At 41.6% G+C, this 25740-nt stretch carries 27 protein-coding genes and 1 pseudogene; 16 read left to right on the top strand and 12 right to left on the bottom strand.

All coding sequences use genetic code 11. The annotated features are described in order from the left end of the window. Window positions 1–25: 25 nt before the first annotated feature. From ABLU95_RS11260 to ABLU95_RS11245, 4 genes are read right to left on the bottom strand one after another with little or no spacing between them, the layout of a single operon-like run. Window positions 26–355 (bottom strand): hypothetical protein, encoded by a 330-nt coding sequence (locus ABLU95_RS11260; RefSeq protein WP_114267532.1) that lies wholly within the window; start codon window positions 353–355, stop codon window positions 26–28. After that, window positions 352–2304 carry a hypothetical protein gene (locus tag ABLU95_RS11255; RefSeq protein WP_348879573.1) on the bottom strand — a complete coding sequence of 651 codons (1953 nt, stop codon included), beginning with the start codon at window positions 2302–2304 and terminating at the stop codon, window positions 352–354. Before ABLU95_RS11255 ends, ABLU95_RS11260 begins: the two co-directional genes overlap by 4 nt. Continuing rightward, window positions 2294–4171, bottom strand: a complete 1878-nt coding sequence (locus ABLU95_RS11250; RefSeq protein WP_136527317.1) for a hypothetical protein — start codon at window positions 4169–4171, stop codon at window positions 2294–2296. The genes ABLU95_RS11255 and ABLU95_RS11250 overlap by 11 nt, the downstream gene beginning before the upstream one ends. Then, window positions 4168–5592 (bottom strand): site-specific integrase, encoded by a 1425-nt coding sequence (locus ABLU95_RS11245; protein ID WP_348879570.1) that lies wholly within the window; start codon window positions 5590–5592, stop codon window positions 4168–4170. Before ABLU95_RS11245 ends, ABLU95_RS11250 begins: the two co-directional genes overlap by 4 nt. 76 nt (window positions 5593–5668) lie before the next feature. On the opposite strand from ABLU95_RS11245, the pseudogene ABLU95_RS11240 reads away from it, so the two are divergent. Then, window positions 5669–5953: pseudogene (locus ABLU95_RS11240) on the top strand (DNA cytosine methyltransferase); the annotation flags it as partial. A 92-nt stretch (window positions 5954–6045) separates the two neighbouring features. Here the strand turns inward: ABLU95_RS11240 and ABLU95_RS11235 are convergent. Next, complete coding sequence (locus ABLU95_RS11235) at window positions 6046–7248, bottom strand: type II restriction endonuclease (RefSeq protein ID WP_348879569.1); 1203 nt, start codon at window positions 7246–7248, stop codon at window positions 6046–6048. Window positions 7249–7817: 569 nt separating this feature from the next. Between ABLU95_RS11235 and ABLU95_RS11230 the strand changes: the two genes are divergently transcribed. Further along, the gene (locus ABLU95_RS11230) at window positions 7818–8066 is read left to right on the top strand and encodes a hypothetical protein (protein ID WP_348879567.1); all 249 of its coding nucleotides are present in this window, start codon (window positions 7818–7820) and stop codon (window positions 8064–8066) included. Between the two features lie 28 nt (window positions 8067–8094). Continuing rightward, a complete protein-coding gene (locus ABLU95_RS11225) occupies window positions 8095–8412 on the top strand; it encodes a DUF3846 domain-containing protein (protein ID WP_348879565.1) in 318 nt (105 codons plus the stop codon). 441 nt (window positions 8413–8853) lie between these two features. Here the strand turns inward: ABLU95_RS11225 and ABLU95_RS11220 are convergent, their stop codons facing one another. The 7 genes from ABLU95_RS11220 to yfaE form a co-directional block, all read right to left on the bottom strand. Then, complete coding sequence (locus tag ABLU95_RS11220; protein WP_348879563.1) at window positions 8854–9153, bottom strand: hypothetical protein; 300 nt, start codon at window positions 9151–9153, stop codon at window positions 8854–8856. Between the two features lie 45 nt (window positions 9154–9198). Continuing rightward, the gene (locus tag ABLU95_RS11215; RefSeq protein WP_348879561.1) at window positions 9199–9891 is read right to left on the bottom strand and encodes a hypothetical protein; all 693 of its coding nucleotides are present in this window, start codon (window positions 9889–9891) and stop codon (window positions 9199–9201) included. Between the two features lie 151 nt (window positions 9892–10042). Next, entirely contained in the window at window positions 10043–10351 is a 309-nt protein-coding gene (locus tag ABLU95_RS11210; RefSeq protein ID WP_348879559.1) for a hypothetical protein, read from the bottom strand. A 15-nt stretch (window positions 10352–10366) separates the two neighbouring features. Next, window positions 10367–10522, bottom strand: a complete 156-nt coding sequence (locus tag ABLU95_RS11205) for a hypothetical protein (RefSeq protein ID WP_155765188.1) — start codon at window positions 10520–10522, stop codon at window positions 10367–10369. Window positions 10523–10700: 178 nt separating this feature from the next. Beyond that, a complete protein-coding gene (locus tag ABLU95_RS11200) occupies window positions 10701–11315 on the bottom strand; it encodes an Eac protein (protein WP_348879557.1) in 615 nt (204 codons plus the stop codon). 45 nt (window positions 11316–11360) lie between these two features. Continuing rightward, window positions 11361–11594: a hypothetical protein gene (locus ABLU95_RS11195; RefSeq protein WP_064371307.1), complete on the bottom strand. Its 234-nt coding sequence runs from the start codon at window positions 11592–11594 to the stop codon at window positions 11361–11363. Window positions 11595–11639: 45 nt separating this feature from the next. Next, a complete protein-coding gene (yfaE, locus tag ABLU95_RS11190; RefSeq protein ID WP_085551598.1) occupies window positions 11640–11912 on the bottom strand; it encodes a class I ribonucleotide reductase maintenance protein YfaE in 273 nt (90 codons plus the stop codon). A gap of 272 nt (window positions 11913–12184) precedes the next feature. On the opposite strand from yfaE, the gene ABLU95_RS11185 reads away from it, so the two are divergent. From ABLU95_RS11185 to ABLU95_RS11125, 13 genes are all read left to right on the top strand, one after another. Beyond that, a complete protein-coding gene (locus ABLU95_RS11185) occupies window positions 12185–12496 on the top strand; it encodes a type II toxin-antitoxin system RelE/ParE family toxin (RefSeq protein ID WP_064371306.1) in 312 nt (103 codons plus the stop codon). 9 nt (window positions 12497–12505) lie between these two features. Then, window positions 12506–12826, top strand: a complete 321-nt coding sequence (locus tag ABLU95_RS11180) for a hypothetical protein (RefSeq protein WP_064371305.1) — start codon at window positions 12506–12508, stop codon at window positions 12824–12826. Between the two features lie 30 nt (window positions 12827–12856). Then, window positions 12857–13234 carry a hypothetical protein gene (locus ABLU95_RS11175; RefSeq protein ID WP_085551599.1) on the top strand — a complete coding sequence of 126 codons (378 nt, stop codon included), beginning with the start codon at window positions 12857–12859 and terminating at the stop codon, window positions 13232–13234. 150 nt (window positions 13235–13384) lie between these two features. Next, the gene (locus tag ABLU95_RS11170; protein ID WP_348879554.1) at window positions 13385–14185 is read left to right on the top strand and encodes a hypothetical protein; all 801 of its coding nucleotides are present in this window, start codon (window positions 13385–13387) and stop codon (window positions 14183–14185) included. Between the two features lie 231 nt (window positions 14186–14416). After that, the gene (locus ABLU95_RS11165) at window positions 14417–14743 is read left to right on the top strand and encodes a hypothetical protein (RefSeq protein WP_348879552.1); all 327 of its coding nucleotides are present in this window, start codon (window positions 14417–14419) and stop codon (window positions 14741–14743) included. A gap of 30 nt (window positions 14744–14773) precedes the next feature. Next, complete coding sequence (locus tag ABLU95_RS11160; RefSeq protein WP_064371301.1) at window positions 14774–15421, top strand: hypothetical protein; 648 nt, start codon at window positions 14774–14776, stop codon at window positions 15419–15421. Window positions 15422–15483: 62 nt separating this feature from the next. After that, window positions 15484–15690 carry a hypothetical protein gene (locus tag ABLU95_RS11155; RefSeq protein ID WP_348879550.1) on the top strand — a complete coding sequence of 69 codons (207 nt, stop codon included), beginning with the start codon at window positions 15484–15486 and terminating at the stop codon, window positions 15688–15690. A 259-nt stretch (window positions 15691–15949) separates the two neighbouring features. After that, window positions 15950–17194 carry a DNA methyltransferase gene (locus ABLU95_RS11150; protein ID WP_348879549.1) on the top strand — a complete coding sequence of 415 codons (1245 nt, stop codon included), beginning with the start codon at window positions 15950–15952 and terminating at the stop codon, window positions 17192–17194. Window positions 17195–17266: 72 nt separating this feature from the next. Further along, window positions 17267–20647 (top strand): hypothetical protein, encoded by a 3381-nt coding sequence (locus ABLU95_RS11145; RefSeq protein ID WP_348879548.1) that lies wholly within the window; start codon window positions 17267–17269, stop codon window positions 20645–20647. 9 nt (window positions 20648–20656) lie between these two features. Further along, window positions 20657–21016, top strand: coding sequence for a hypothetical protein (locus ABLU95_RS11140; RefSeq protein WP_348879546.1), 360 nt, complete (start codon window positions 20657–20659; stop codon window positions 21014–21016). 109 nt (window positions 21017–21125) lie between these two features. Next, a complete protein-coding gene (locus ABLU95_RS11135) occupies window positions 21126–21917 on the top strand; it encodes an NgrC (RefSeq protein ID WP_348879543.1) in 792 nt (263 codons plus the stop codon). A gap of 1125 nt (window positions 21918–23042) precedes the next feature. Further along, window positions 23043–24140: a RepB family plasmid replication initiator protein gene (locus ABLU95_RS11130; protein ID WP_009654211.1), complete on the top strand. Its 1098-nt coding sequence runs from the start codon at window positions 23043–23045 to the stop codon at window positions 24138–24140. A gap of 1141 nt (window positions 24141–25281) precedes the next feature. Continuing rightward, complete coding sequence (locus ABLU95_RS11125; protein ID WP_069476705.1) at window positions 25282–25686, top strand: hypothetical protein; 405 nt, start codon at window positions 25282–25284, stop codon at window positions 25684–25686. Window positions 25687–25740 lie beyond the last annotated feature (54 nt).

The raw sequence follows: 25740 nt of genomic DNA, 5'->3' as shown, positions 1-25740 counted from the left end.
GGGACAGTCCAATTATCAGTTATGACTACTGTTTTTTGTTCTTCAAGTTATGTAGTTCGATAATTAGACATATTTCTCTGGCAAGAGAATTATCCAGTTGAGTTTTCAACTCTAAAATTTCAAGCCGTAATTTCTTAATCCTAATGTCATCATTATCTTTATGGTTTTTTTTAAAACTGTCTATTCTTTTGATCAAATCAGCAAAAATAGGCCGTGACTTTTTGATACTGCCCTTAGACTTCCCCGCTTCAAGTGACACTGCGTCATAACTTATTTTTGTACCCACAGGGACAATAATGGGTACATTTTGTATCAATCGTTCTAGAGCAGAGTAATAATCATCAATGTTGTTCATTTTTTTTCACCAGATTTTGAATTAAAAGCACTAAGGAATTTTTCAAACAACTTAAGATCATGCTCCTCAGTTCGGTAGTTTAAGGTGTTTTTGTCAATCTTTTTCAATAGGTTATGTTGTGCTTTAATAACTTGCTCTAGTTTATCTTTTTTTATTATGGCATTTTCACACGTTAAGCAGCTTACTAAAGAGCGAGTTGCTCGTTGTGTACATGCATCTAATGTCGTACATCCTCCTAAGCATGTTTCTGTATATGCCAGTTGTCCTGCCTTAAATAATTTAATGGTTTCTGTTTTGTTTATGGATATGTTGTTCTTTACGTTGTTTTTAATTATACCTCCTTGAGTTCCAAATAAATTGTTATCAGATAATAATATTAAGTTTATGTAATCTAATGCTTGTGTATAGCTTTGTACTTCTTGGTATTCAGCAGCGAAATGTGATTTATCATTTGAGATCAAATCATGAGCAAGTGAACTTCCACGAGAGTAGTATAGTGTCATTTGGGCTGATAAATGTTGTAATTGTCTTCGCAAAGAACTTAACGTCACTAATCCAGATTTTGAAGCATATAAAGCAAGAGAACGTCTGAATTGATGAGTTTGAAGTGGCCAATATTGTCCAATATTAAATTTTGCTTCAGCCTCCCAGTTTCTAAATGGGTCTATTTTCTTCAATTCAGATATATCCTCCTTTGTTATCATAACACGTACCCATGATATTTTTTTCAATTCATCATATGGCGCTAATTCGGCAGGTAAGATTTTTTCGGCCTCTATAATCGGTGGCGCTTTAGATAAGCTAAGATAAGATGTGCGTACAAATAGTGGGATAGTACTAGGTTCGTAAGGAAAGTCTTCAATTTGATTTACAATGAATTGACTAATTTTACCAGCAATGCAAGTCGCATGATAGCCAACTTCATTAGTAACCCATTTGGCTTTTCTCTCCATTAGCTTAGTTGTTCTACCATTTATAATATAATGTGTTTGACCGTTTTTGTGATAAATTTGTGCACAATTCATATTTAAGTTACTTGCTTCATCGATTCTCATGCCCGTGAACATTTGTATTGCTAAGCGACATAAAAACAATATGCTGTTCAGTAAATAGATTACCCCTGCAATATTTTTTCTAGCAGAAAAGTGGTCAAAAAATAAATCTAATTGATGTTTTTTAATGATCTCTACTACATTACTCTCTGGAGAGGCGGGGGGGGGCAAATGATGTGCATATTTAACTTTAAATTTTATGTCTTGAGTGAGGCTCAAAATTGAGTCGATGTTTTTAAATATGATTTTTATATCAGTAGTGATATTCTCTATATATTTTAAATATATTCTTGGAGGGATTGGTGGGAATTGCTTTAAATTACTCCTATAATTTACGATAATAGCGTTCATCTCTGTTAATTTTTTTATATCACAAAATTCGAATGGTTTATATTCAGTCCTAACATCTTTAAACGCTAGCAAAAATCTCCTTACATCATACATTGTTCCTGGCTTTAGGGCTATTAAACAATTATTAAGATGTTTTTTAGATATTAATAATTCGGGGATAGAGATCTTACTCTGCATGCAGTATCGAGCTAAAACATTTAATGTTGAACCAAGATTAGATATATTTTTAACTTGGTATTTCTTTCCTTCTCTAAACCAAATATAAGAAAAAACGAGTTTTTTTAAGTCAGAAATTATATTGTACATGTCTTCCGTTACTTCCCCGCATATCCAATGCTTGAATGAAAGAAGACAAGGGCGGTTTTTTTTATCATATGGACTGAAATTCCATTCATCGTCGGAATATATAGAAATAGTATCTCCAGAAATACTTCTGCTTATAACAAAAGAGGGGGATGGAAATTTGTTTGAAGGGTTTATATAGTCAGGTGAAGACATCTCATTAGTAAGAAAAATATTAGCAGTGAAGTACTGGTTAGTTTTCATTTGTTATCGCACCTATGTTTATCAGCATTTCCAATTTTCCTTCCCAGTATGAATCAAGATTTCCTTCTATATATACTTCGTGTTTTATCTTATCAACTAAGGATGCATTGATTTCAGATATACAATTTAATATTTCTTCAATTCGGAATAATACAGGATCATAAATGTTATGCCAATCGTCATAAGTTCTGGATAGTTCTTGCGTGTTTTCTATACAATATTTACAGCTAAGAATTTTTCGTACATCATTTTCATCCGCATGTATTAAGAAATTACCACAAAATAAGCAACCTTCGGGTTGCTTACAGTCTGGTCTAACTACAAGACCATTAGAGATATTTATAGGTCTATCAGGCTCTTTGCATCCACCAACAGTGGTCGAAGTATTATATTGAGTATCTGTTACTGTGCTTAAACTGGTCAATTTGGTTAGAAAGTTAGAAAGTTCTTTGGTTTGCTTTGTAAAAGTTCCAGAAGTATAATGATTTAATATTGTCCTTTCGGTGTTTTGTAATAGATTTGCTGCTACAGATGGATCTGCGTTATTAATTAGCCATTCTGACTTTAAACATCTCCACTCGCGTGCAGTAATTAGACCTTTTGTATAGCCCAAATCCTGCATTAATGATTTTATGTTTTTGGAAATATAAACAAAATCTTGATGAGAGTCATAACTTTCACCAAATGATGGTATCAAGTAGTCGGAAACACGGTCAAGTAAATAATGACTTCTCAGTTGTAAGTATATTTTAAAAGTCGGTAAGAACTTATTGGTTATTCTAAAGTTGACTTTCTTATTAAATGCTCTAAATTTAATTAAACAAAAATCAATACTTTCTTTGTGAACATTGTAATCATTGTTCCATTTTATATTGAGTAATTGCGCGGGATTCATGCCTGTATTTGCTATTAATAAAAATGCAAATGATGAAATAGCAGCGCGTAGAAAGTCCTGCCTCTGGTAAGAATTTTTATCTCTATCATTTTCGTTCGATTTTTTAAGGGTTAAAATGGAACGACTTATGATTCTCTTTTGAGTTTCTTGGTCATTTATACCAATTTCAGTGAGTTCTCTAGACGTAACCACTCTACCATGCTTGTAATTAAAGCCAGAGTTAACTTTAACTCTCTTGGTTGTTCCATTTTCGTTTAAATCTGTTTGGCACCAGGATCTTATCGGGAATATCCAAACAGTATTTTCATGAATGTTTAAAAATTTAGGTATCTTCAATGCATAAGGATATGTTTTATTATGGATAATAAAATCATACGCACCATTAATAATGGAGTTCAATATTTGAATGCTCTCACTCGCATGTATGTCATCGGGTGGGAGAGTTAATTCTCTATCAATTTGTGATACTTTAACATTTGGAAGATGTTGATGCAGGTTTTCATTAACCATGTTTTTTAGTAAGCTAACTATAATATATAATTTGCTACTTACTGTACTGGCTTTATTTTTCCCATGGGCGACTTGCTCCCAGCAATGATTAGCATATAAATTAATAGCGTCAACACAGCTTTCTTCATTATCTAAACAGCTATGTATTCCTTCGGAATCGCACCATCTTATGAATTGAATAAAGCGTGATAAATTATACGATATTTTTGACTCGCGAACTCCACTAAAAGCCAATTGGCTTAAAATTTCGTTATATAACTTTCTGACAAGATTTCTTCTATTAGTATTTAGGGTGTCTACATATATATTACTACCTTTTATATATGTTTTTTGATAAAACAAGGAGTTTATATAATGGTTTTTTCTATTGAATTTAATGGCAATTATAGTAAGATCTATTAAATCCGTACTTTCATCAAAGGGAAACGATTTTATCAAGGATGTCGAGTTTAAATTTTTCATGGGTACTCCTTCTCGACACGACTTAACAGAATATTTATATACTCTTCATAATTTTCTTGGTGGGACATGTATGTGTTATAATTTATTTTAGAATTTAAATATCTGTCAGTCATTTCAAGAGTAGTATGACCCATTCTTGCTTTAACATACTCTCTGGCGTTATGTAGGCTTTGTTTTCCTTCTTCCACTAATCTCATTTGTGATTCTGATAAGTTCATTCCAAATGTAGCTCGTAGGTCATGAAATCGAAACGTGTATTTATCATTTAATAATTTACACCTCATTATAGGAATGACTCTTTTTGAAATAAATTGCCTTACAGCTTCTCCGTTGTGCATTGTTCTTTCTCCGGGTTGAGTTAAATCAGACTTTAATGATTCTTTGCCAAGATAGTATGGCACACCTCTATTGCTTAGAAAAATATAGTCGTTATACTCGTTGTTTTTTATTTTACTTGCTCTGTTAAGATGCCGTTTACTCAAAATATACACTCTAATTTTGTTATATAGTAATTTAGGGAAGATAAGTATTAAGTTTTTATCTTTTTTATTATCTATGTTAGTCCCATGTCCAATTGCTATATTGTAAAAGTGATCATTAATGTCCATCGATTTTAAAAAGAGAGATTTCCTTAAAGTCAATACTGTTTGTATCCTTGCACCAGTAAGTAGAGCAATTAGATGATTTAATAGCATCTCTGTATTTTGAAGTGTGTGAATTGTTTCAATCAATATTAATTGTTCATGTCTTGTTAAGGGCTGCAGCTTACCTCCATCGATCAACTCGCTTGAAAAAGGGTTGTCATTGATGACGGACTTTATTTTTAAATCGGTTGTATTTTTTTTAACATTAAAAGAAGAACCTCTTGAGTCGTATGTTTTAATGTATAAATCTCTTTCATTCCACAATGGAAATGAAGGTTTAAAATGGTTGTCTTCAATTAAGTAACGATAAAAATTAATCATACAAGAAACTCGCCTCTTTGCTGTGTGAGAGCTTAGTTCATCATTTTGGACAAGAAGGAGTAAGTAATTTCTGTATCTGTATGTCGGGCGCAGTAATTTCATCTTAGGAAAATTGAACATGTTAATATTATTTTCATCGATGAAGTTTTTGAAGTGAGTTAAATCTGACATTATGCTATGATATGTTGAAATTTTATAATTAAAATCAGAATTTGCTTTATCAGTTATGTATAAAATAGCCTCTCGCCAAAGTGAACCATCGTTATTAAGTATTATAGGGAAGTAATTGTAACTATAATTTTTGATTATTTTCCCATTAACTTTAAGAGCAGGAACAGCCTTCCTTGTATAGTGATTCAATGAATCAAGCTCAATGAGTTCTCCATTTGGATCGTTCACATCAGTTAGTGTTGTCATGATGACTTGTCTCAGGGTTTTCTTCCGATTTAGACTCATGGGAACTCCTGCAGATTGATTGTCTTTTTTTATGAATCTACAAAGTATGGTACTTATGCTTGAATCTACAAGTAACAAGGATGGGAGTGAATCGCTTGTTGACCGTGGTTGGGATAGCGAACTCGGTGAAAAGGACTTTAATGACCCGGAAAATATGAGCCGACGTCCTCGCCGTTTAACGCCTCGTGAGTGTGCTCGGCTAATGGGATTTGAGCAGCCAGGGAAAGTAACTTTCCGAATCCCCGTATCCGATACTCAGGCCTATCGGCAGTTCGGAAATTCCGTCATCGTGCCGGTATTCGATGCAGTAGCGAAATTGCTGGAGTCACGGATCATCGAGGCTGTGAAAGCGCGGAAATAAATGTATTAAAAGAGCCCCAAGGGGCTCTTCAACTATCTATGCTGGTATCATCCCATTGCGCATAAGACATTCGCCAGATGTGGGGGGGGATGTCACCAATAGAGTTTTTTGATTTCATCAATAAAGGCAGATAGTGACATTAGCTCACCCCTGATTTCCTCGGGAAAGGCCTTATGCAACCCTACCGGTACAACGAGCCGTATCCCCTCAGACTGCATTTCCCTGAACTGGGCCACAGATACGCCCTGCTGTACGGTGAACAGGTGTACTGTATCAATTCTGTCAGCCTCATTCAGTACCTGCCGCCAGCGGTCCTTGCAGGTGGTTTTAACCCCCAACATGCGTAACCGTTCAACTGGGTAATCAGGATCGTGATAGGCAGCACCGGAAGGAAAGATGAAATCGGGTTTTTTCTTACCTTCGGTGATAGCCTGGGTTTCAAAGCTCGTTGCACCGTGTTCTTTGAAAAGAGATTCAAGATGAAGCTCAAGACTTTTCCCGGCACGAGACTTCCTTCGGTTACTCACTGAGTTAGCAAGCGTAATAAAATCATTCACCGTGGCAAAGCCTTCGGCTATCTGACCCAGCACGTGCAGTTCCTCAACGGCAAGAAAAATTTCAAACTCAATTTTCCTCCTCCGCGTCAGTTGTGAGTCCGGGTTGTCAGTTGTTCTATCGTAATGACATGCGGCAAAACCAATAATTTCCCTTCCGGAAGGGAAGTGGTGGGTCCATTCCGGCGGCAGCTCATACTTAGTTCTGGCAGGAGAGTGCTCGGTAACGAATCCCCCAATTATTTTGTCTCCAGGACCAAATATTGTTTCTCCCGGGATAACTTCACCAATAATTGGTTCAAGAACCTCTTCCTCGGACAGGTCTTTGCAGACCCAGACATCGCAATAACTGGAAGATGTTCCGGGGATATGGTCGAACGCGAGAAGTGCCAGAGCTCCTGTATTCTCCGGATTCTGGATAGGATTTTGTCTACCAAAGCCGGTCAGGCGTTTTTCATCGCGGGTGCCACCGAAAAATTTATTGTTATAGTAAATGGCCCTTACATCGTTAAGGTCAGGGCAATCAGGATGAGATGACACATGCACTTGAAAAAGAGCTTCTGGATTTTTTGAATGTGTATCACTAAGGGAAGGAAACAGCTCATCAATGACTGTCCCTGGCATGTACAGACCAGACTGGTGCGATTTTGTAGCACCGGTATCGTTCGCGGATAAGCGCTTAACGTATACCCAGATACTCTCAGAGCACTTTGTTTGCAACCACTCACCCAGAAGACTCATCTAATCCACCCCACCATAAACACTCACTGTTTATGAGCGATGTTACGGATCCTGAGGTTAGAAGCAAGGCTAAAAGAGGCAGAGTAGGGCTGGGGAGATGGGATGACTAATTGTGAATTTATATATATGTTCAAGAGGTTACACTCATAAAAAGTCGTGAATACTAGCACTAAATGTTTTATAAAATCGCTAATGACATGGGTTTAAATATCATCACCACTTTCACATTATGTTCCTAAATGCACTCACGTCTACATTTAAAAACAAAAAATAACGCTATTTCTTCTTTATAATTCCTCACTGTTTATGAGAGCGGGAATATCTCAAGAATTCAAAGATTATATCCGAAAGAACTAGGGGATTGACGAAGCAACTTTAAATGTAAGAATAGATATGCGCGATGTTCACATCAATGAAAGACTCATAGGAAAGAGCATTAAACTCGTTCCGATAAGTCTACATCATGCGTACTCATTATTATTTATTACAATCAAAACGCGGGATTTTATTGACTAAACATTTATATGTGGAAAAATAGATACATCCCGCATCACTCTAAAAGGTAACATATGAAAATCCGTGACCAGATTACTGCAGAATTGAATTACCAGGCATCTGTAGAAGGAGAGACGGGTAATATAAAAATGTGTCGTATTATTCTGGAGTCTGTGAACAATGTTGTTGTTTACAATACAATGACAAAGGTGGAGAAAGCACCAAACGCTGACTCTAAAACCGACGGAGAGCAGTATTTCCACTATGTTCGGCCTTGGGTTATCCCGTTCATTGAAAAGATGTATATGGCTAAAGACAAATGAGTGCTGCATCGCTAGAAAGGAAGAACTTATGGCATTACTGATTACAGCAGATGATAGTATTCGCAAGCTATCCCCTCAGGACCTTGAAGGTAGCCGTAATAATGACGGTGCATTCTCGCTTGCAGATATGCAACAAATGGTAGGCGGTTACATTCAGGCAGTGAGACTTAATCCAGTTATCGTACATGAAGATAGGCGTTACACCTGGTTAGTTATCAATGAAGAAGGGAAGCTTCTATCCTTGCCAGTTAACAACAATGCGACCCTAATGGCGGTCACTGCTATCAGGCCTGATGATTACATAGTCGGTGATGCATTGATGCTCGAAGAAAGTGAGTTTCAGTAATATTGAAGTTTTAAAGTATTTATGTGGTGCACTGAGATTAAGTTTTCAGTTTAGCCTGTCTATGACAGGCTTTTTTTCAAAGAAAATATCGGAACCGGGCTAAAAGTGAAGTGCAATCAGGTAGAGGAAAGTTACTTTTTTGATTTTCCGCAGCAGAGATGGAGTGCTAAGGTATCAGGCTTAACATCAACCATTGCCAATAAACATTCTTTATGCCCGTATGTGCTACCCCCTGATTTATCGATATACACGACTCCATTTTCTCTCAACCTTTCCCTTCCATAGCGGGCTGCATACGACTCGGACATATTTTCCGAGCAAATCTCGCAAGGCCCTAGGTAGTCACTACCCCGGCCTGTCGTCCTAATGACTTTTACCATCCGACCTGTTGGTACGTTAGAAATCATTTAAATAAACCTCCAGCAAAATCCAAATAGAAGATTAAACGTTTTCCGTAAAAAAATTGTAAAGTAAAAAAACTAAAGCACTAAGCCCAAAAATATAGATCGTGATGATAAAGATTCTGGCGGAAATGGTTGGCGTCATTCTTGCGTTAAATGCACAGATGAAAAGTGCTATTGCCGCTATGATTTTTAAAATATACTCTGGGATCACATTGCTTTCGCCTATAATCTCGGCAACCTGTGAGCTTAACAGGCAAAAAGAGAGAATAACAAGCGGGCTCAACCATTTAATGTTGCGACTTAAATACGAATCTTCTTTTGTGTTTTGCATACTCATTCATACCTTCTTAATTTTATTATCAACCAGATGACTAACGTCAGGTTACTTTTTTAGCTTAGATAGTACATTTTTGAGCGGAGTGTACTTATATGCGATCAATGTCATAAATGAAATCATACCAATAGACAGAATAAAAAGATGGAAACAATTTAAATAAAATTCGAGCCGAATGCTCAATTTTCTCAAGTCTTCAAGTTGCTTGAGCTCGTTACTGACATAATTCATTTCCTGATTACCTGCTAATATCGTCGAACGAAAGAGCGCGTTTTTATCAATGGTTACAAGAGTCGTTTGAGCTTCTTTTGCGATTTCAGAAGCCATCAAATCAACAATCTCACTCTTTGTTAATGTTAACTTATTGAGTTCTGCACCAACCTTCGAAATATCCGCTTCGTTGTTTTTGCTTTCAATAATAGTAATCAGATGCTTAATGTTTGAATTAAGCTCTTCAATGTCACCTTGTTTAACTGTGTTCAACAACATCAGGGACATTTTATTTGACAGTTCGTCCAGTTCTGGATGAACTGCGGTTTCCTCTGAAATCTTCACAGAGGTAGGGCCTCGTTCATTCATCAGATCGGTAATGTGATTCAACTCTCGTGAATCATTAGAGAAAAATGTATCTATGGGTGGCTCATCAATACCGCTGGCAAAGCTACCAGAACTCATGAATACCGTCAGCAGAAGGGCTGGCAGTAGGGCACGGGGCACGTTTGAAAATTTGGGGGGGGTCATAATAGCTTCCTGAACTTTTGGGATCGTAGTCTCTCTATCGTAAAGGCCAATGCTGTGGATTTTCTGTCTTTACTGACCATAAAAAAGGATTTAGCTTTTTTTTTGCAAAAGTCAGTCTTGCGTATGCCGCAACAGATAGGTGCTGATAGAATCAGCACCCCATCATCCGTTCCATTTTTTCCATTTGAGCTAAGTCAGCCAACTCACGACGATCGCGGCGTTCTATGACCAGAGCTTTTTTTTCACTGAAAGTCAGGGCACTGATGTTGGGGACCTTAATTTTCCCACTGCCTTTACAGCTGCTGCAGGCAACATCATATGCACCGTTGAGGATCCTGTGCCGTTCCTCTGGCTCCATATCGTAAAGTTCAGAGCTGGTAAAACCATCCGAAAACGCCGGGTTGTCCATGGTACCGTGGCCTTCACAGTGATGACAAATTGCCCAATAATACTTACCCATTTATGGCTCCCTTAATCAGCTGTTACACCATTCATCGTAAGTTTTTAGTGGTTTTCCGGTAGTGACGTCAATACCGTTACCATTATCTGCACAGGCTAGGTAAATCTGGTATTCACTGTCGTTATCACCACGAGAACGGGTTTGCCAGTTTTCATTTTGTTGAAGTTTCATCACCACCTCTCTTTAGTTATTAGTGTTATCCTACTCCATTTAACTCGCCCATCAACCCCCTAACATCTAGAATTATATTTAATACAAATATAGCGCCATAATAAAATCACTCATGTCTTTCCTTTTTCTATAAAAATAAATGTTGCTTGCTATGTCAGTTTAAGATAATCACAAACACTCACTGAGTGGAAGTCATATCATAATACTGTCCATAGGTTAATTTTTTAAACTCAGGGGGGATAGATACTTCGTTTCTGAATCTATCTTCACTATTCGGAATACAAAATACCAGAGCATTTTTTCTTTCCCGGAGCATACCGCAATTTGTTGTCAGCATGGCTGTTGCATGCTTGTGGAAGGAGGATGGTCCTCCTTGTGCTGTACGCATCACGCCATAGTGGTTAATGATGTAAGATGCCCAACAAGGGTACGAACCGAGGCTTTCATTTGCTGATTTAATGACTGAATCAAGTTTTATATTGTACTCACGACCTTCCTTTGTGTTGCCTTTGCCACGTACAATTACTACCGGTTTATTATTGAATATAGATCGTTCTTTTATCGTGATGGGGCACGGAAACGTAAAATCGGCATCCCAGGCAAAGGCGCGCAATTTATCCCCTTTATCCCCCAAACCGCTTGAATTAATGAATGCAATTGCCCCGACTAACTTGCAGGCGTCATCAAGCACCCTGGAACGTTGTTCGCCGAGTGCATAATAGGATTCAATTAACTCCTTAACCTTTGGACCTTCAACAAGGTAATAATCATAATACTTAGCCTGGTCCGACATAGTGGTCTCTCTCGTGTTGTTGATAGTTGCTGCAATCAAAGAAAGTTACTTTTCTGAGACAGAAAGCCCAAGAACTTCTTTCATCTGTTTCTGTGTCCATATCGTTTTGGTAATGGTCAGTTCTACATCACCGCGATAGGCCGTACCATCAGGCAAGATCACCAGGCTAATTAGTTTTTTACCTGGTTTAGAAATTTCAAACCGGTCTTCACTTCTGTTTACGGTATAACCCTTTAACAGAGCCTCCTGTACGATTTTTTCTATTCCTTTCTTCGCCATAGCCCCCCCCCCCGGGTTTTAAAGCGTAGCAATCAGGGTTTATGATCAAATATCAAGGACTACATCGCCACAGGGACGGCAGCAGCATGGAAGAATTTCATCCGCACCCACGTAAGCCAGGGGGACGCAGTCGTAAGTGACTTCTCCTGATTTTTTCTTGAGCCTGCATGCACCACAAAAACCTGAACGGCATTGTGATTCAACAGGAACCCCCGCCGACTCAAGTTGCTCCAGGATAGAGTTTGCACTATTTTCTGAGGTTATAAGCATTTTGCTTTTTTCAGTAAAGATAGTCTGACAATTGATACAACCTGACATAAGCCGCCCCCTTTATCTTTATCATATTATATCATTTCACCAAGCCACCATAACCCCCTAATTATGCGATGAGTGAAAAATCACCTCGGAAAAGTATTATCATCATAAACATTCAGAAATTATGAAGTCAGAACCAGCCCTGTTGGAAAATCATCAATCATAAATGGCGGATGTTTATGGTAATTAATTTATGAATTTTCACGATCAAACTAAAAATGACCCCTTGATGCAGCGTTTTAATATGCAATCATGTTTTCAACAAAGGAGAAAATATGATTCATTCATTTGAAGAAAAGAACCTTGAGAAGTTATTTAAAAGCGGGAAATCGCAGTCAGGTCTTCCAACGGATATAACTAACAGTCTGAAAAGGGCGCTTGAGGAGCTGCATAATGCGGCAAGCGAAGCTGACCTGATACGCCTGAAGAGCCGCAACTATGAAAAAATCCATCATACCCGGCTGCGTGAACGTGAAAGGGCAGGCGAAATGTCGTCTATCCGGGTTTCATCAAAATACCGCCTGCTCTTTACCTGGGGTGATGGTGGCGCAAGCCGGGTCAAGCTTACCGCTCATGCCCATGCGTAAGGAGTTATGATGAAACAGCCAGAAACGGAAAGTACTCTGGACGAGGTACGGGCGATCGAACTGTTCAAGTCTCTTGGTCGGGAATGCGTACAAACCCGTCTTGATAGCCTTTCGGCTATAGCGATATCACGCTGGGAGGATGCAAAGCCGTTGCCGCCTGATTATTCGGGTACTCCGATCGATTTTCTCACGGATGAGGAGCGCGGAGAAAGGCATCTTATGTTGATAGGACAGATGCTCTGCATAGATGAAAGAGCAGAAGCCCGGGTACGGATCAAACAACGTATAGCCAATCGTCAGATGAGACGCCACCAGCTTTGTGCTGACTGACATTAATCATAGAACGGTCATTAGATTAAAATGTTAGAGAAAATTTACTACCTCGCCCTTATTCTGATTGCGTTTTTTATTACCTGTGGGTTTGTTTTAGCATGGTGCAGACGTAGTCCACTCGCTCTGACTTTAACAGTCAGCGCCCTGGTTATTTGTCTGGCTTTCCATTCCCTTGAAACCTCTGTAGCGGTTGGAATTGAGGAAGTATCGTCCGGCTCCAGGGACTTTACCCAGTGTACGTTCATTGACCAGCAAGGACCCGAAGTAAGCGGCCTTGGTTATCCCATCGTCGTTCTGATGTGTGATGACGGGCAACATGTTATCGACGCCAGGATTTATAGCCAGCAGCTGACGCACTATCAAGTGTGCAGCACTTCAGAAAATGAGGGGACTTTCTGCCCTTAACAGTCAGAGAAAGTAACTTTCAAAATATAAATTGTCTGTAACGGCGTTTAATGGTGCCAAACGGGAAAAGCTCATTTTGAATCTGATAGTCTCACCACTGGATAGAAAATTCAGTGATAGTTAACACTCAAAATTACATAGAGAAAAATCATGGCTTATGAACACAGCAAGTCCCCTCAGAATAATGATGCAGGTAAGAATGAGAAGGGTTGTGATAAAAAAGACCAGGGCAAAGAGTGCAGCATTTTGGCTCCTACGCCGGGAGTAAATAAGATTTTCCTCGACCAGCTTCGTGGTGGGCCTATGGACAAAGCATCGGTGAACTATGAATACCTCTCACCTGATCCTGCTGAAACTGCACAACGTCTTGCTTTAGCTCATTATGTTTCTTCAGGCCTGGACAGAAAGGTCTCTTTCAAACCTCTCAATCTGATTCATATTATGATGGACTATAATTTGGACGCGGATAAAGTTGCGGTGATCGCGGGTGTCGATTCTGCTGATGTCGAATCATGGTTTCACACCGGCCTTGCCCGCGAATCGGACTTATATAACATCGCTAGTGCTATTGGTGTGTCAACGGAATGGATACGCGGCTTTGTATCCGGAGAAGAGGATTCGTTGAAGGCTAATTGTGACGGTCTGGCTAAAGAACTGCAGAAGCTTCCAGATGAAGAAATCACTACTCTGGAAAGAAGCTTCAGGCTCAAGCTTGAACAATGTCAGGCGCTGGATACTCTCATCGAGCTTAATGAACCGCAAGAGAACCAGGAACAATCGCCTGATACGGTTAATCCATTCGATAAGACTGATTCAGAGCTTCTGATCTCGATCTACCGGTCTATGGACGAACCTGAGAGACAAAATCTGTATCGTATCGTCTGTTTACGCAGTAAAGAGCTCAATGCGTTACTGGAGCATCACAGTCAAAATATTTTACCTAATTATTGAATCTGTATGGTTGATGAGCTGGGCATTCGGTTTCATAGGGTGTTCAGTTTCACTCCCCTAAATGGTTTCAACTATTAAAAACACCATAAAGATTGAATGGGTTTATATATAACAGCGAAACAAATCTACACCTGGCAATGCCATTTTTAATGCGATAATATACTCATGCTACTTATTGTTTTTATGGTGATGTACTTATTTAACTCGAAAATAAATGTTCAAGGATTAATTATGGCAATCTCAGACATCAGCAAAGCCGTTTCAGTCAAGGACCAGGACGTTTTCCTCGTTGAAGTTGTAGATGGCAAAACAGTTGTAAAACAAATTACTGAGGATTTTGTAATTATCAGTTCAGGAGATATTCCCTCTAACCGGGAAGAGTTCATGCATTTCAATGAGAAATACTTGGCTCCAAATGGGGTCGGTATCGATATAAACTCACTTTCTGACGACAAAATCGAGAAGTATATAAACGTATTAAAAGAATCCTTATCTAAGGATATGGCGTCTGAGATTACGACTGACTACTCTGGCCCCGCATTCAATTCACTTAATTAAACTACGGCACCAGCAATCAGGGGGGGCGATATGCCATCAGAAAACAGCGTAAAAATCACCTTCACTTTTAACGGTATGGCTCCTCAAAATTGGAAATCTGCTTTAAACAGTCAGAAGAAGGATTCGTGGATTGATCCGCAATCCAGTGGCAGTAAGGTACTTCAAGAAATCCTCCGCAATTCCGGTACCTCGGAAGACCGTACCTGTGGTTACGATGTTCTGTCGTTTTCGTTTCCCTCTCAGCGTGATATTTTGTCGCAACTCCTTGGTCTCTATGCTGTTGCAGACGCCATGGTCCTTCTCATGGCTGCGACGCCTCTTTGTCGCAACGTGTATACCGTTGTAGTCACCACCCACCAGCTGCTTTCAGACGGGAGCTCTATTCTCTCAGAACAAAAAGCCGTACGCAGCCTGTACTTCATGACACAAAACGGCATTTGTATTCAGTCCGACTTTTCAGTGGATCTGGATACTGACAAGTTACCGGGTGCCCGGTTTTTTTCCAGCGGAGATGACCTGGAACAGGCAGGCTTGCAGTACTGGGGGGAGAATGGAGGGGATGCCTGGAGAGCCATTGTTACAACCATGCATGGAAATAAAATGCTCCTCAATGGGGCCGGACAGATACTTGAACTTGGGGATACACCGGAAGAGCGAATTAACGCTGTCAGCAATTAAATTCATTTAAAGGGTGACGTTTATGAACACAACTTTTCTGGGTCAGAGAGAGTTTATCAAGCATGGATGTTTTTTTATTCCTGTTATCTGACGAAAGCTGTTTTGCTGTTAATAATATTGAATGGGCGGAAAAAATCTTATCCAGTGATAATGTTAAATTTCAAAATGGTCGGATGTCTCATGAAGTCGCCCGCGAAGTTATGGAAGAATCTCAAGATGTTTTATTAAACTTTTTGAGTCTGACATTACCGCAAATTTCCACCCGATAATTTATCTACTGGAATCGAAAGAGACTATCGGGCCCCCTGAATTCAGGAGGGGCTCGTAACCATAACCAGAGCTCCTTCAGTCAATACAATCAGAAGTAAATAGTTTTATCAAAATATGAATGCAAACCAACCATAAACAGTTAATGTTTATGTTGGTGTCATCAACAACACACAATAAATTTTCCTTTTTTATAATCTACCCCTGGCGTACAGATCTAAATGTGAGATAATGGGTTTGTGAAATTTACCGGAGTCTTTTATGTCACGTCTGAACATGGATTTAATCGAAGCTATTTATTCTGAATCTGACCGCGAACTCACTAATGATGAGTTGTATCGGGAGGTTCAGTCTCGCCTTGCTATTTCAGATGATGCGTTCAATACAAAAGAAAAATTCGGTACGGCGGGTGTTGCCCATAATAAAATTAAACACCGTATTCGCTGGTTTCAACAAACACTAAAATCCATGAACGTCATCGAACGTTTAAGCTCTGGCCGTTCTCTATGGCGTCACTGCAGGAAAAACAAATCCGGACTTTCCGAAGCGCGGGAAGGGGCACGTCTAGTGGCATTCAGTACGGACCTTGGGGTAGCTATTTTTGGTAACTCTACGATGGCTCTACCAGGAAATACAGAACCGGTTCATCTTTGCCTGACGTCTCCGCCATATCCGCTAAGAAAGCAGCGTGATTATGCCGCCGCCTTCAAAACCGACAGTGACTATATTGATTTCATCGTAGACGCTATTCGCCCGATTGCACGCCAGCTGGTCGACGGTGGTTCTCTCGTACTGAATATCGGTCAGGACATTTTTAATCCGGGTCAGCCTTCACGTTCTCTCTATCCGGAGCGACTGTTACTGTCTTTGTGCGAGAAGCTTGACCTCTACCTTATGGACCGGGTGCCATGGGTCAATATGAGTAAGGCACCTTCGCCGACATATTGGGCTTGCCGCAAAAAAATCCACCTGCTGGCAGGCCATGAAATGATTTTCTGGCTGACCAATAATCCTGATGCTGTCCGCTCCTGCAACCAGCGTGTGTTGCAGCCCCATACTGAGAGGCATAGCGCATTGATCGCCCAGGGCGGAGAGATGCGTACGGCCATGTACGGTGACGGTGCTCATACCCTGAAACCCGGGGCCTTTTCTCACAACACAAACGGGGCTATCCCTAAAAATGTGATTATCAGAGGGCATGCATGTGCAGACACTCGCCGGTTTCATCAGGAGGCTAAGCGCTTAGGGCTGCCGGCACATGGGGCAATGTTCCCGACGGCCATCCCTGACTTTTTCATTCGGTTCCTGACAGACGAAAACGAACTTGTCGTTGATCCTTTCGCCGGGTCTCTCAAAACAGGCCTTGCCGCCGAACGGCTCAACCGCAGGTGGATGTGTTTTGATAGTATTCTCGAATGGTTACGAATTTCGTCCACCGGTTTTTTCTCAGAATTTCCGGGATTTGAGATGAACCCGATTATTGATAACGGTGAGTTATTCGCGTAGCGGCCGTTTTAGGTAAAAAACTCATTATTCATTCTGCCTGTAGCGGAGTGAACAATCACAGGAGATGGCTTTATGCCTGACATTATCCCACACGAACAGCAACCAGAGCGCCTTCAGAAATTCCATTCTCTCCAGGGTGGACAATACTGGCGTGCTAAGCACGCTATTCCTGAAGAACGTATTGAACAGGATGAAGTGCTACTGATTGAGTCGCTCCGCTGGGTCGATAATGCTCTGCACACTGTGATCCTCCGCACCCACCCATCAAAATTCAATAAGGACTTTGTTTACAAATATACCGATGCAGCTGGTCGCAGCTGCAGCACAGCAAAATCGTTCAAAGAGCATCGCTTTCTGTTCAACGACTTTCTGGACAAGTTTGAATTTGCAGATGACGGACAGGATATCCGTAGCCACGAACTTATGGCTGCTCAGAACCGTGTGAGCCAGCTTACTCAGCAAATGACCGAAACCATGGCTGATCCTGATGCTCTGCGAACTGAATTACTCTCGCGCGTAGAAGCTAAGAAGGCTAGTTCATCAGCTGCAGGTAATGATAAAAAACAGCTGCCCATGCTTACGCGTCACTCGCCGTCTACCGAAATAACCACTCTTGGCTCCGCTCTGTCATCTGGTATCGACGAAACAAAGATAGCGCAGCTGCAGCAGGTCGTAGAGTTCAGACATGAAATCGCACAGGCTCAAATCGACTGGATTAAAGAAAAAAATTCTGCGATTTCGAGGGCGGTTCAGGCTATCACACCCTATCTGGAAGAATCAGCAGCAGCTCAACTTGCTGTCGCGGAAGAAAGCCGGGAAACGCTTAACAAGCTGATGGATGGTATTAAATCCCTCGACCTCTACATCGGAAAAGATGTGGTGGTGAACACTATCAAAGAGGGTGATTCAGCACCGGCACACATTCCCTTAACGTTCGTACAGCGCAAGCTGGCCGTCGACGAAGAAACGGCCGTTTTTCTCGATATCGGAGAATGGTTTGATTTTGAAAAGCTGCCACTTTTTTTCCAGGCTTTAAACAACCATCCTGGGCTGGTGGAGCAGATCTTCCCGTCACAGCGCTGCGTGGTATGTATGACCACGACCAGGCGGTATATTGATTATCAGGACCGCTGGGCTAACTGGGAGCTTAATGCAAAAAACCAGACCGTTTTCCTGATGGTTCGGGACGGTGAACGGTTGTTCCAGGTGTACTCCGGAGTAGAATCTCACCTCGGCACTCATACGCTTTTCCCGACCACCGATGAACAGGGAAATATCTTTCGTGGCGTTGACGGTTCGCAGGTTACGTTCAATGACGTGTCCTACACCGATAAGCTTAGAGCCCATGAGATGGTTGCTCTGCACTATTATCGGTTCCTTATCCTGTGCTGTGGGCTCGACCACCGACTTAAGCTCTTTGGCGAGTTCTACGACCCTCAGGACCGCTTTAGTTTCGTCTCTATGGCGTTCCAGGAGAAGTATTGTCGATTTATTCATGACCATGATGGTACGGGTCTTCTGGACGACCCTGATGCGAAAGTGCGTCCCTCTATTGAGGAATATATAACCCAGGCCAATAGCCATTTGCGCTCAGGTTCAAGGGTGTTTTGTGAGTGGAGAGCGGTTTGTACACCAAATACCGCGCCGGGTGTTGTGAAAGTCGACACTGGTTCCAGTTACCGATCCTATTATTTTACCGCCGATTTCATCAATGATGAGGGAATGGCGGTGGCCTGTACCCGCAACAATGAGATTTGCGTGGAGGTACCGGTCAAAAAAGATATCTACCGGCGTAACCGGCGTAATGATGTACGCGAATTTAATGCGAAAGTATCCCTCTCGAATTTTGTGCATGATCCGTGGGATGACGCCAACAGTGTAGGATTCCTCTGTCTGGATGCGGTAAAAGCCGATGATCTGGACTATTACATCCACAGCCGCCCAAGTCGTAAGAATTTTATGTACTACATAAAGCTCTTCAAACGCCTTTCAGCCGTTCTCAGAGCGGAAGAAGAGCAGGAGATGCCCTATCGACAAAAGCTCCTCAGAGCGCTGGTGGATGGCAACATAGGCACTAAAGCCAACCGTGCTGAAATCGTCGACAAGACAGTTATCACTTACCGGGCAGATAAAAAAGGTCAGCCGCTTAGCGAAGGAATTGAAAACGAGAAAAGCTGGAAGGCATTGCTTGGCATGATGGACCTGATCGCCTGGCGCGGTTTGAGCCATAAAGAGGCCGCAGTCGAGATGGCCATCTCCCGGGGTAGCAAACCCTTACGTCTGATAGTCACGACTAATGCCAGACTGGCTTTGTATATTACCCCTACAGCCGAGGAACGTGACGATCGCGTGGAAAAACATAAGTGGGCCATGCTGCTGACCTTTAAAATGTCGGCAAAAGGGTTGAACCTCGATTCCAGCAAGCCTGTTTTGCTAAGCAAAAATAGCGTATGCGAAACAACCCTCTATGAATGGCCGGAGGCCAATGAGTGGAAAGGGCTGAAATCAGTGTTCTCCAGCTTCAACGAAAAACAAAGAGCTTTTGAATACATTGCGACAGGGAAAGAGGACCTGAGAAAACTGTCTCCGGCTAACCCCGCTGAATTTGAGGCCGGGGTACGTGAATGGATGACGGCCTACTGCGAAATTAATGATTACCGCAAAACCGGGGACCAGGTGCAGCAGCCGAGATTGATGATACCGGTTGGTATCTACATTGACCGGGGATACTGGCAGTGTATCTACGTCACTACAGAGAGTGAGGCCGTAGGGTATTTTTATCACAACGCCAGCGAATCCCTGAAAAAGGAACTTTTTCAGGAGTATGTTTCACGCTTTGCGCACCCGGAAGGAAAACTCGAACGGCTTGAAACTCGGGGAAACCGGCTGGCATTGGGCATGACGAATAGAACTCCCGAGATCGGGATGTTCTGTGCCGATCGTAATGTTGAAATGGATAGCGTGAAATATGGTTCTCTGTCTTACAGTGCCTACAGTCAGCTCCAACTGATAGAAAACCGGTTATTTTTCGTCATTGAGGAAGCTGAACGTGGGGTACATCGCCGGATTTATATTGCAGATAACCTCAAAGACGATAATGGCGAGTTTATCATCGATGAACTACTGGGCTCGTCTCATCTACAGGAACAGGAAGCCGTTGATGTATTCGAAGTCAAACTGCCCAAGTCTCTGTCAGAAGGCCCACTCCCGGTGCTGAAATGTGATGGGGAAATATATCGAATTCACCACTGGTTCGATATCTGTCCACAAGGATCGGACGGAACCATTTCATTGAGCAATATCGAAGAGCCGGTACATACGGTCACCAGGCACAGTTTTGATAATAAAGAGTTGGCAATGATGTTTATCCTTAAGGAGGACAGTTCCGTAAGGAAACATACGTCCGGTGATAAATTCAAACCGCCAGCAGGAATTAACGAAAGGTGGTATTAGGGGGGCTTAATGTTTAGCCAGTTCTTTGTTTTAACCAGTATTGTTGTGTGGATTATGCCGGTGATGACCATCGCCGGAGCAATTTTCCGTAAGTACCTGTTAAACCGGAAAGAATGGACATTTCTCGTATTCTTTAGCGTTATCGCTGCATCGTACGTGTCTTATTCCAGCTGGCAGGACAGAAACATGGGCCTGGTACCAATAGGGAAAGAATATTTATCTTGCAAGTTAAAATCGCGTAATGAGCCAGACCTCACAAGTTTCAGTTTCAGGACCGTGACACTTGATTGTGGCGGAGAAGAAAAAATGGCTAAAGAGGAATTGTATGATGCAGCCGTAAAAGCCGCCACGAAATACGGTTACGAGTAAATCATCAAGATCCACTTTTCTCCATTTTAACCCCCTGCAATTTAAATTTCGTTCAATCCACCAGCACAGGTCAAGCCGCACACTATCCTTAACTGCTGGAGAATCCGCAATGAACGCTTTTAACAATCTGTTTAACCGTCACTGTCAAAACACTCTGCTGGGTCATGGTTGGCCTGCCGATCTGGAACTGGACTATTCATTACGTTACTGCCAGGGAGATGGAGTGGCATTTTACGGTGTGCTGCATGACAAAGAAATTTTGACCTTACTGTCTGGTCTGCTGAAAGATAACCACATCTCTGAAAAACTAGCAGAAGAGGTTGCCGAAGTAATAAAAGGCAGTGGCACTACACTCATCCTTGAGCGCAACGGTTATGGCTACCGATATTCGCATGCCAATACAATTCGGACCCTGTTAGAAAATTACCCTGACAACATCGAATATGAAGTCCGCTTTAATGACGTTCTGGAGAGCATAAGGGAAAGTATTGAGCAGATTTGTAACACGCTTGAAAACGACGGTTATAAAATTCATGAAAGCATGACTCCAGCCTGTGAAGGCGAGCTTGTTATGTCACGAGCAACAGCCAATTTCGAAATCATTGTCACCGAAAGCGAAGAGGAGTTCTGGGACACGTCTGATACTTGGGATGATGAATATAAAGATTCGTGTATAGCGGATATTCTTAACGGAAAATGTGTACTGAAGAACCTCGAAATCATAGTGAGAGGGAAATCTACAGGAAAAGTTTACGGGCAACATTATGCCGAACTGGTCCACATTTACGAAAATAGTCCGGTGCGGAACTGGTTTGACCGGGAATGGTTAAGGGTAGCGTTTGAAGAAGCGCGTGGAAATATTGAAGATGCACGTAGTGAACTGAAAAACATCAGGTCATAATTTGTATTCAGGGAGGTGCGCCTATATATGATGTCGCACCTTATTTTAAATATTTCCAAACGAAGAACAAAAATACCTGTCACATTCAGAAAGGAAAATAATTATAGCACTATCCAGTAATTCATAAGGAATTATGGCGTAGAGAATATCCGATGTTTACTGGCTTAAATTTCGCTGAAAAAACTACGGCTGTTAAGTAGATACAGGTATCGGAATGCCCAGAACTTCCGTCATTTCGGCCCCGGTAGGGCAGTGGAACAGCGAAAGGTGATTGCCGCGCTTCGCCTTTCCAACCGGTGACAGCGAACGAAGAAATATCTATTCGTCCCCTATGGACGGTTCCGGTTAACGTCCTCAAAATGGTCAATGTCTCTAGGCTTTCAGGGATCCGCTTGGCCCGCTAATCCAACATTTCGCAGATCCTTTCCGGATCAAACAAGATCTAACCTTTCAGCAAGCCAATCCGTCAGTCAATTAGCCCCTCAGAAGCCCGTAAACGCTCTCTGGACACATTTATCAGAAAAAAGGTATCTACCTACGTAAAAATTTTACGATTAATCCTGTGGCGTTTCAGGGGCATTTTGTCCTAGAGGCGATTATTTTCACGGTTAGCTGTTCTAAAATTCTACCACCAGCATTGCCCGGCAGAGATACAACAGCCATTGTCATTTTATTTATCATATTAATAAATAACAGTTTTTAAAACAAAATGACAGCGCTCGTACGTTGTCTTTTTCCGCTTGTTTGCCGTTGTTTATCCCGATCTGGAATCCAGCTTCGGGAGGTGCAGGGGGTGAATACCCGGAAAGGAGCTATTTTGCTGGTTTTGCGAGCAACCTGGAGGGTCAAGACACTTATCACCGTTATCCACAGGGTATAACCAATAATAGATCCCAATATGATCCAAGATCTAACCCAAATAAAACCTAAGGGATCCCCGCTCCTTCATCCCATTGATTATATGAGAAAAATCGTCACTTTTTTACATCGTTCGTACGGGATTTTGACACCGTTCGTACGTGATTTTGTCATTGGTAGGTTGAAATTAGTCATCGTTTGTATGTATTTTTAACATCGTTGATATGATATTAGGTACTCGTTCGTACGTTTGCACAAGGATAGCCTGTGAAGAAAGTAAACCAAGAAATATCTAAAGATATCAGTGGGAAGGGTGATTTTTCTTTTGAAGTGACAGGACAAACAGGCAAAGTTACTCACTTCGCACCTGGGAACACAGGCACTGTCCAACCCGTTGCGCTGCTAAGACTAGGGGTATTTGTCCCGACTCCCTTGGCTACTGGCAAAACACGTTCCATTGATAAAGTCGTGACTATGGACGTGTCAAACGAGCTCCAGCATATGGAGGTCGCTTCCAGTGAAGGGTACAAGGAGATCTCCCTATCTAGCCCCCGGCTGGATATGAACACCGATTTTCGAGTCTGGCTGGGAATTGTCAGGACGATTCACGATTTTAACGATGTCTCAGTTTCGGGAAGAATAAAATTACCATTCTCAACGTTCCTCAAAAACTGTGGATTTGACCCGGCACGATCGAATAAGCACATGAAAGCGCGTATCGACGCCTCGATGGTTAAGCTAAGAATGGTGACCTTTCAGTTCAGAAACGAAGATTCCACGCTTACTACCGGCCTGATAAACTGGGCACGATATAACATCAAAACAAATGAGATCGAGATAGAAGGTGACCCCCGCATCAAAGAGCTTTACGCGATTGATTATAAGGTTTTTTTGCGGCTTAAGGCACTGGACAGCTTACAACGAAAAGAGTCTGCACAGGCGTTGTATACCTATCTGGCGAGCTTGCCGAAGAACCCGGCTCCAATCAGCATGAAACGATTCCGAGACCGACTGCGGTTAACTTCCCGCGTCTCCGCTCAGAATGAAATTATACGGCGCTCACTTCATGAGCTACATGAGATAGGTTATCTGCAATACCATGAAGAGAAGGTCGGTAGAAACATCAAATTTCATATCCTAAAAAGAAGCCCATCTCTCGGTGCGAAAAAGGAACCTATTCTGGCACCCGCACAAAATGACCCGATCCTGGATGACCCGTTGCTTGAAAAACTGAAAATGATGAAAGCAGCTGGTTTTACCGGCGAAGAGATTGCTGCAGTTCTTGTTTCCATCGATAAGATGAAAAAGATAAACGGCAAGAATAATGATGAAGAGGCTGAAGACGCGGATTTTAGCGAGGAGTGAGACTGCTCAACTAACATAGGGAGACTTGGATTTCTGAAACTACACGGGAAGCGCTTCCCTACCGTTCAGGGATGCCATGAGACTCGTTCATTTTCTGATTGCCTTCCTTCGGACGCAAAAAAACCTGGGGCATACCCCATCTAACTATCAAAACGTCATCGTTCGTACGTTCAAGGTTTCCGGATGCGTGTATCCGGACCTATTGTCATCGTTCGTACGTTAACGTACTTTGCTCGTCAAAAATACTCCCGACAAAAAGGCAAATGCCAGGAACGTTCTGGAAGAAAACAGATTGTATGAATTGATGATTAAATTAATAAAAATCAATTGGATATATTGTCGCGAGCTACATATACACCTTCCCTTCACTCATACTGTCTTCTAAAGACAGTTTCCGCTATCACTAGCGCAACGCAAAAAGTCATCGTTCGTACGTATGAGCGATGACAAAATGGATCAGAATCATTGTTCTACTGAACAGAAAATCTGATAACAGATGTGTGCGGAACTAGTCTCCGGCCTAAACCCTTAACATTCAGCGTTATTTAATTGGTATTGATACTCGTACGGCGGTACTCCCTTACTCAAAAGTAACTTTTCATACTTGCCCGATGCGTTGTCCTGTTTAAAACTCATCAGAGTTTTCCAGACAGCGCGCTTTAGAGATTCAACCTTCCACCACTTAACTGGGACTAAAAGTTACTTTTGGCGATAAGCCCTGTCAGAGCAGCTGATCCCATTTCGTCGTGCATCCGGACGAACATATAAATGAGAGATAGGACTGAGCAAGGCATCGAAGGCCATAAATGAGTCTTCACTTGTACGTCTGGCTTGTCCTGGCCTCAATTGATCACTCAAGGCTTATCACAATCAAAAGTAACTTTTTTAAACTAACCCACCAGATGTAGCACCGGAATGTCGTTGCTCATCACAGGTTGAACAATTTTACAATGTGCTGAAATAATTTTTCGGAACTATGGGACTTTTTTGGAAGGATATAGGAAATAAACTCATTAGATATCAATACTGTATAAATAAACAGTGCGTCGATGATGCAGTAATCGATCTTCAAACTTTCAGTGAGGAAAAGAAATAACTTAAACAGTCCGTTACTGCCAGGAAGTCAGGGAAATGCTTTTAGATGGATGGTTATAATGAGTATTATTTAGATAGTTTAACTTCCGGGCGAGGTAACAAAATGAATAACATGAAACATTTACCACTCAAAGACACCCTTGTTGTGGGTATTCCCGCATTGCTGTTTATGGCGTTGCTTTACTCACTTAAAAGCAACTTTCCAGAGGTAGTCGAGCTTATAGGTACTTTAGTCGTTTTTATCATAACACCAGCCCTGGTTGCTCTGTTGGCAATAATAAGACGGGGAGTTTTCATGTTCTTTGCCGGAGCTCTCGTTACACAGGTGCTTACCGCTTGTCTGGTTTATCTTGTTTCTACCCGGGACATTAGCGAATCACTGGGCCTTGGAGCGTGTGCAATCGTGATTTACGTAATTGGTCTGTCGAAATTTGAAGATATCAACTCATAGGTAAAATAGGCAAATAAGCATAACTCAGCACATTAGTGCTGGCGGGTTTTACTT

Origin of the sequence: Klebsiella sp. GG_Kp146, assembly GCF_040061975.1 — a bacterium.
Classification (GTDB): domain Bacteria; phylum Pseudomonadota; class Gammaproteobacteria; order Enterobacterales; family Enterobacteriaceae; genus Klebsiella; species Klebsiella quasipneumoniae.
The sequence above is the reverse complement of the archived record's forward strand: the minus strand, read 5'-3'. Positions and strand labels throughout refer to the sequence as shown.

Coding starts and splice junctions, on each gene's coding strand:
- ABLU95_RS11150 (WP_348879549.1), top strand. CDS start 15,950: ATGTCACGTCTGAACATGGATTTAATCGAAGCTATTTATTCTGAATCT.
- ABLU95_RS11230 (WP_348879567.1), top strand. CDS start 7,818: ATGAAAATCCGTGACCAGATTACTGCAGAATTGAATTACCAGGCATCT.
- ABLU95_RS11215 (WP_348879561.1), bottom strand. CDS start 9,891: ATGACCCCCCCCAAATTTTCAAACGTGCCCCGTGCCCTACTGCCAGCC.
- ABLU95_RS11220 (WP_348879563.1), bottom strand. CDS start 9,153: ATGAGTATGCAAAACACAAAAGAAGATTCGTATTTAAGTCGCAACATT.
- ABLU95_RS11250 (WP_136527317.1), bottom strand. CDS start 4,171: ATGAAAAATTTAAACTCGACATCCTTGATAAAATCGTTTCCCTTTGAT.
- ABLU95_RS11235 (WP_348879569.1), bottom strand. CDS start 7,248: ATGAGTCTTCTGGGTGAGTGGTTGCAAACAAAGTGCTCTGAGAGTATC.
- ABLU95_RS11225 (WP_348879565.1), top strand. CDS start 8,095: ATGGCATTACTGATTACAGCAGATGATAGTATTCGCAAGCTATCCCCT.
- ABLU95_RS11260 (WP_114267532.1), bottom strand. CDS start 355: ATGAACAACATTGATGATTATTACTCTGCTCTAGAACGATTGATACAA.
- ABLU95_RS11210 (WP_348879559.1), bottom strand. CDS start 10,351: ATGGGTAAGTATTATTGGGCAATTTGTCATCACTGTGAAGGCCACGGT.
- ABLU95_RS11125 (WP_069476705.1), top strand. CDS start 25,282: ATGGATGGTTATAATGAGTATTATTTAGATAGTTTAACTTCCGGGCGA.
- ABLU95_RS11160 (WP_064371301.1), top strand. CDS start 14,774: ATGCCATCAGAAAACAGCGTAAAAATCACCTTCACTTTTAACGGTATG.
- ABLU95_RS11155 (WP_348879550.1), top strand. CDS start 15,484: ATGGATGTTTTTTTATTCCTGTTATCTGACGAAAGCTGTTTTGCTGTT.
- ABLU95_RS11255 (WP_348879573.1), bottom strand. CDS start 2,304: ATGAAAACTAACCAGTACTTCACTGCTAATATTTTTCTTACTAATGAG.
- ABLU95_RS11180 (WP_064371305.1), top strand. CDS start 12,506: ATGAAACAGCCAGAAACGGAAAGTACTCTGGACGAGGTACGGGCGATC.
- ABLU95_RS11140 (WP_348879546.1), top strand. CDS start 20,657: ATGTTTAGCCAGTTCTTTGTTTTAACCAGTATTGTTGTGTGGATTATG.
- ABLU95_RS11175 (WP_085551599.1), top strand. CDS start 12,857: ATGTTAGAGAAAATTTACTACCTCGCCCTTATTCTGATTGCGTTTTTT.
- ABLU95_RS11165 (WP_348879552.1), top strand. CDS start 14,417: ATGGCAATCTCAGACATCAGCAAAGCCGTTTCAGTCAAGGACCAGGAC.
- ABLU95_RS11135 (WP_348879543.1), top strand. CDS start 21,126: ATGAACGCTTTTAACAATCTGTTTAACCGTCACTGTCAAAACACTCTG.
- ABLU95_RS11170 (WP_348879554.1), top strand. CDS start 13,385: ATGGCTTATGAACACAGCAAGTCCCCTCAGAATAATGATGCAGGTAAG.
- ABLU95_RS11200 (WP_348879557.1), bottom strand. CDS start 11,315: ATGTCGGACCAGGCTAAGTATTATGATTATTACCTTGTTGAAGGTCCA.
- yfaE (WP_085551598.1), bottom strand. CDS start 11,912: ATGTCAGGTTGTATCAATTGTCAGACTATCTTTACTGAAAAAAGCAAA.
- ABLU95_RS11185 (WP_064371306.1), top strand. CDS start 12,185: ATGATTCATTCATTTGAAGAAAAGAACCTTGAGAAGTTATTTAAAAGC.
- ABLU95_RS11195 (WP_064371307.1), bottom strand. CDS start 11,594: ATGGCGAAGAAAGGAATAGAAAAAATCGTACAGGAGGCTCTGTTAAAG.
- ABLU95_RS11245 (WP_348879570.1), bottom strand. CDS start 5,592: ATGAGTCTAAATCGGAAGAAAACCCTGAGACAAGTCATCATGACAACA.
- ABLU95_RS11205 (WP_155765188.1), bottom strand. CDS start 10,522: ATGAAACTTCAACAAAATGAAAACTGGCAAACCCGTTCTCGTGGTGAT.
- ABLU95_RS11145 (WP_348879548.1), top strand. CDS start 17,267: ATGCCTGACATTATCCCACACGAACAGCAACCAGAGCGCCTTCAGAAA.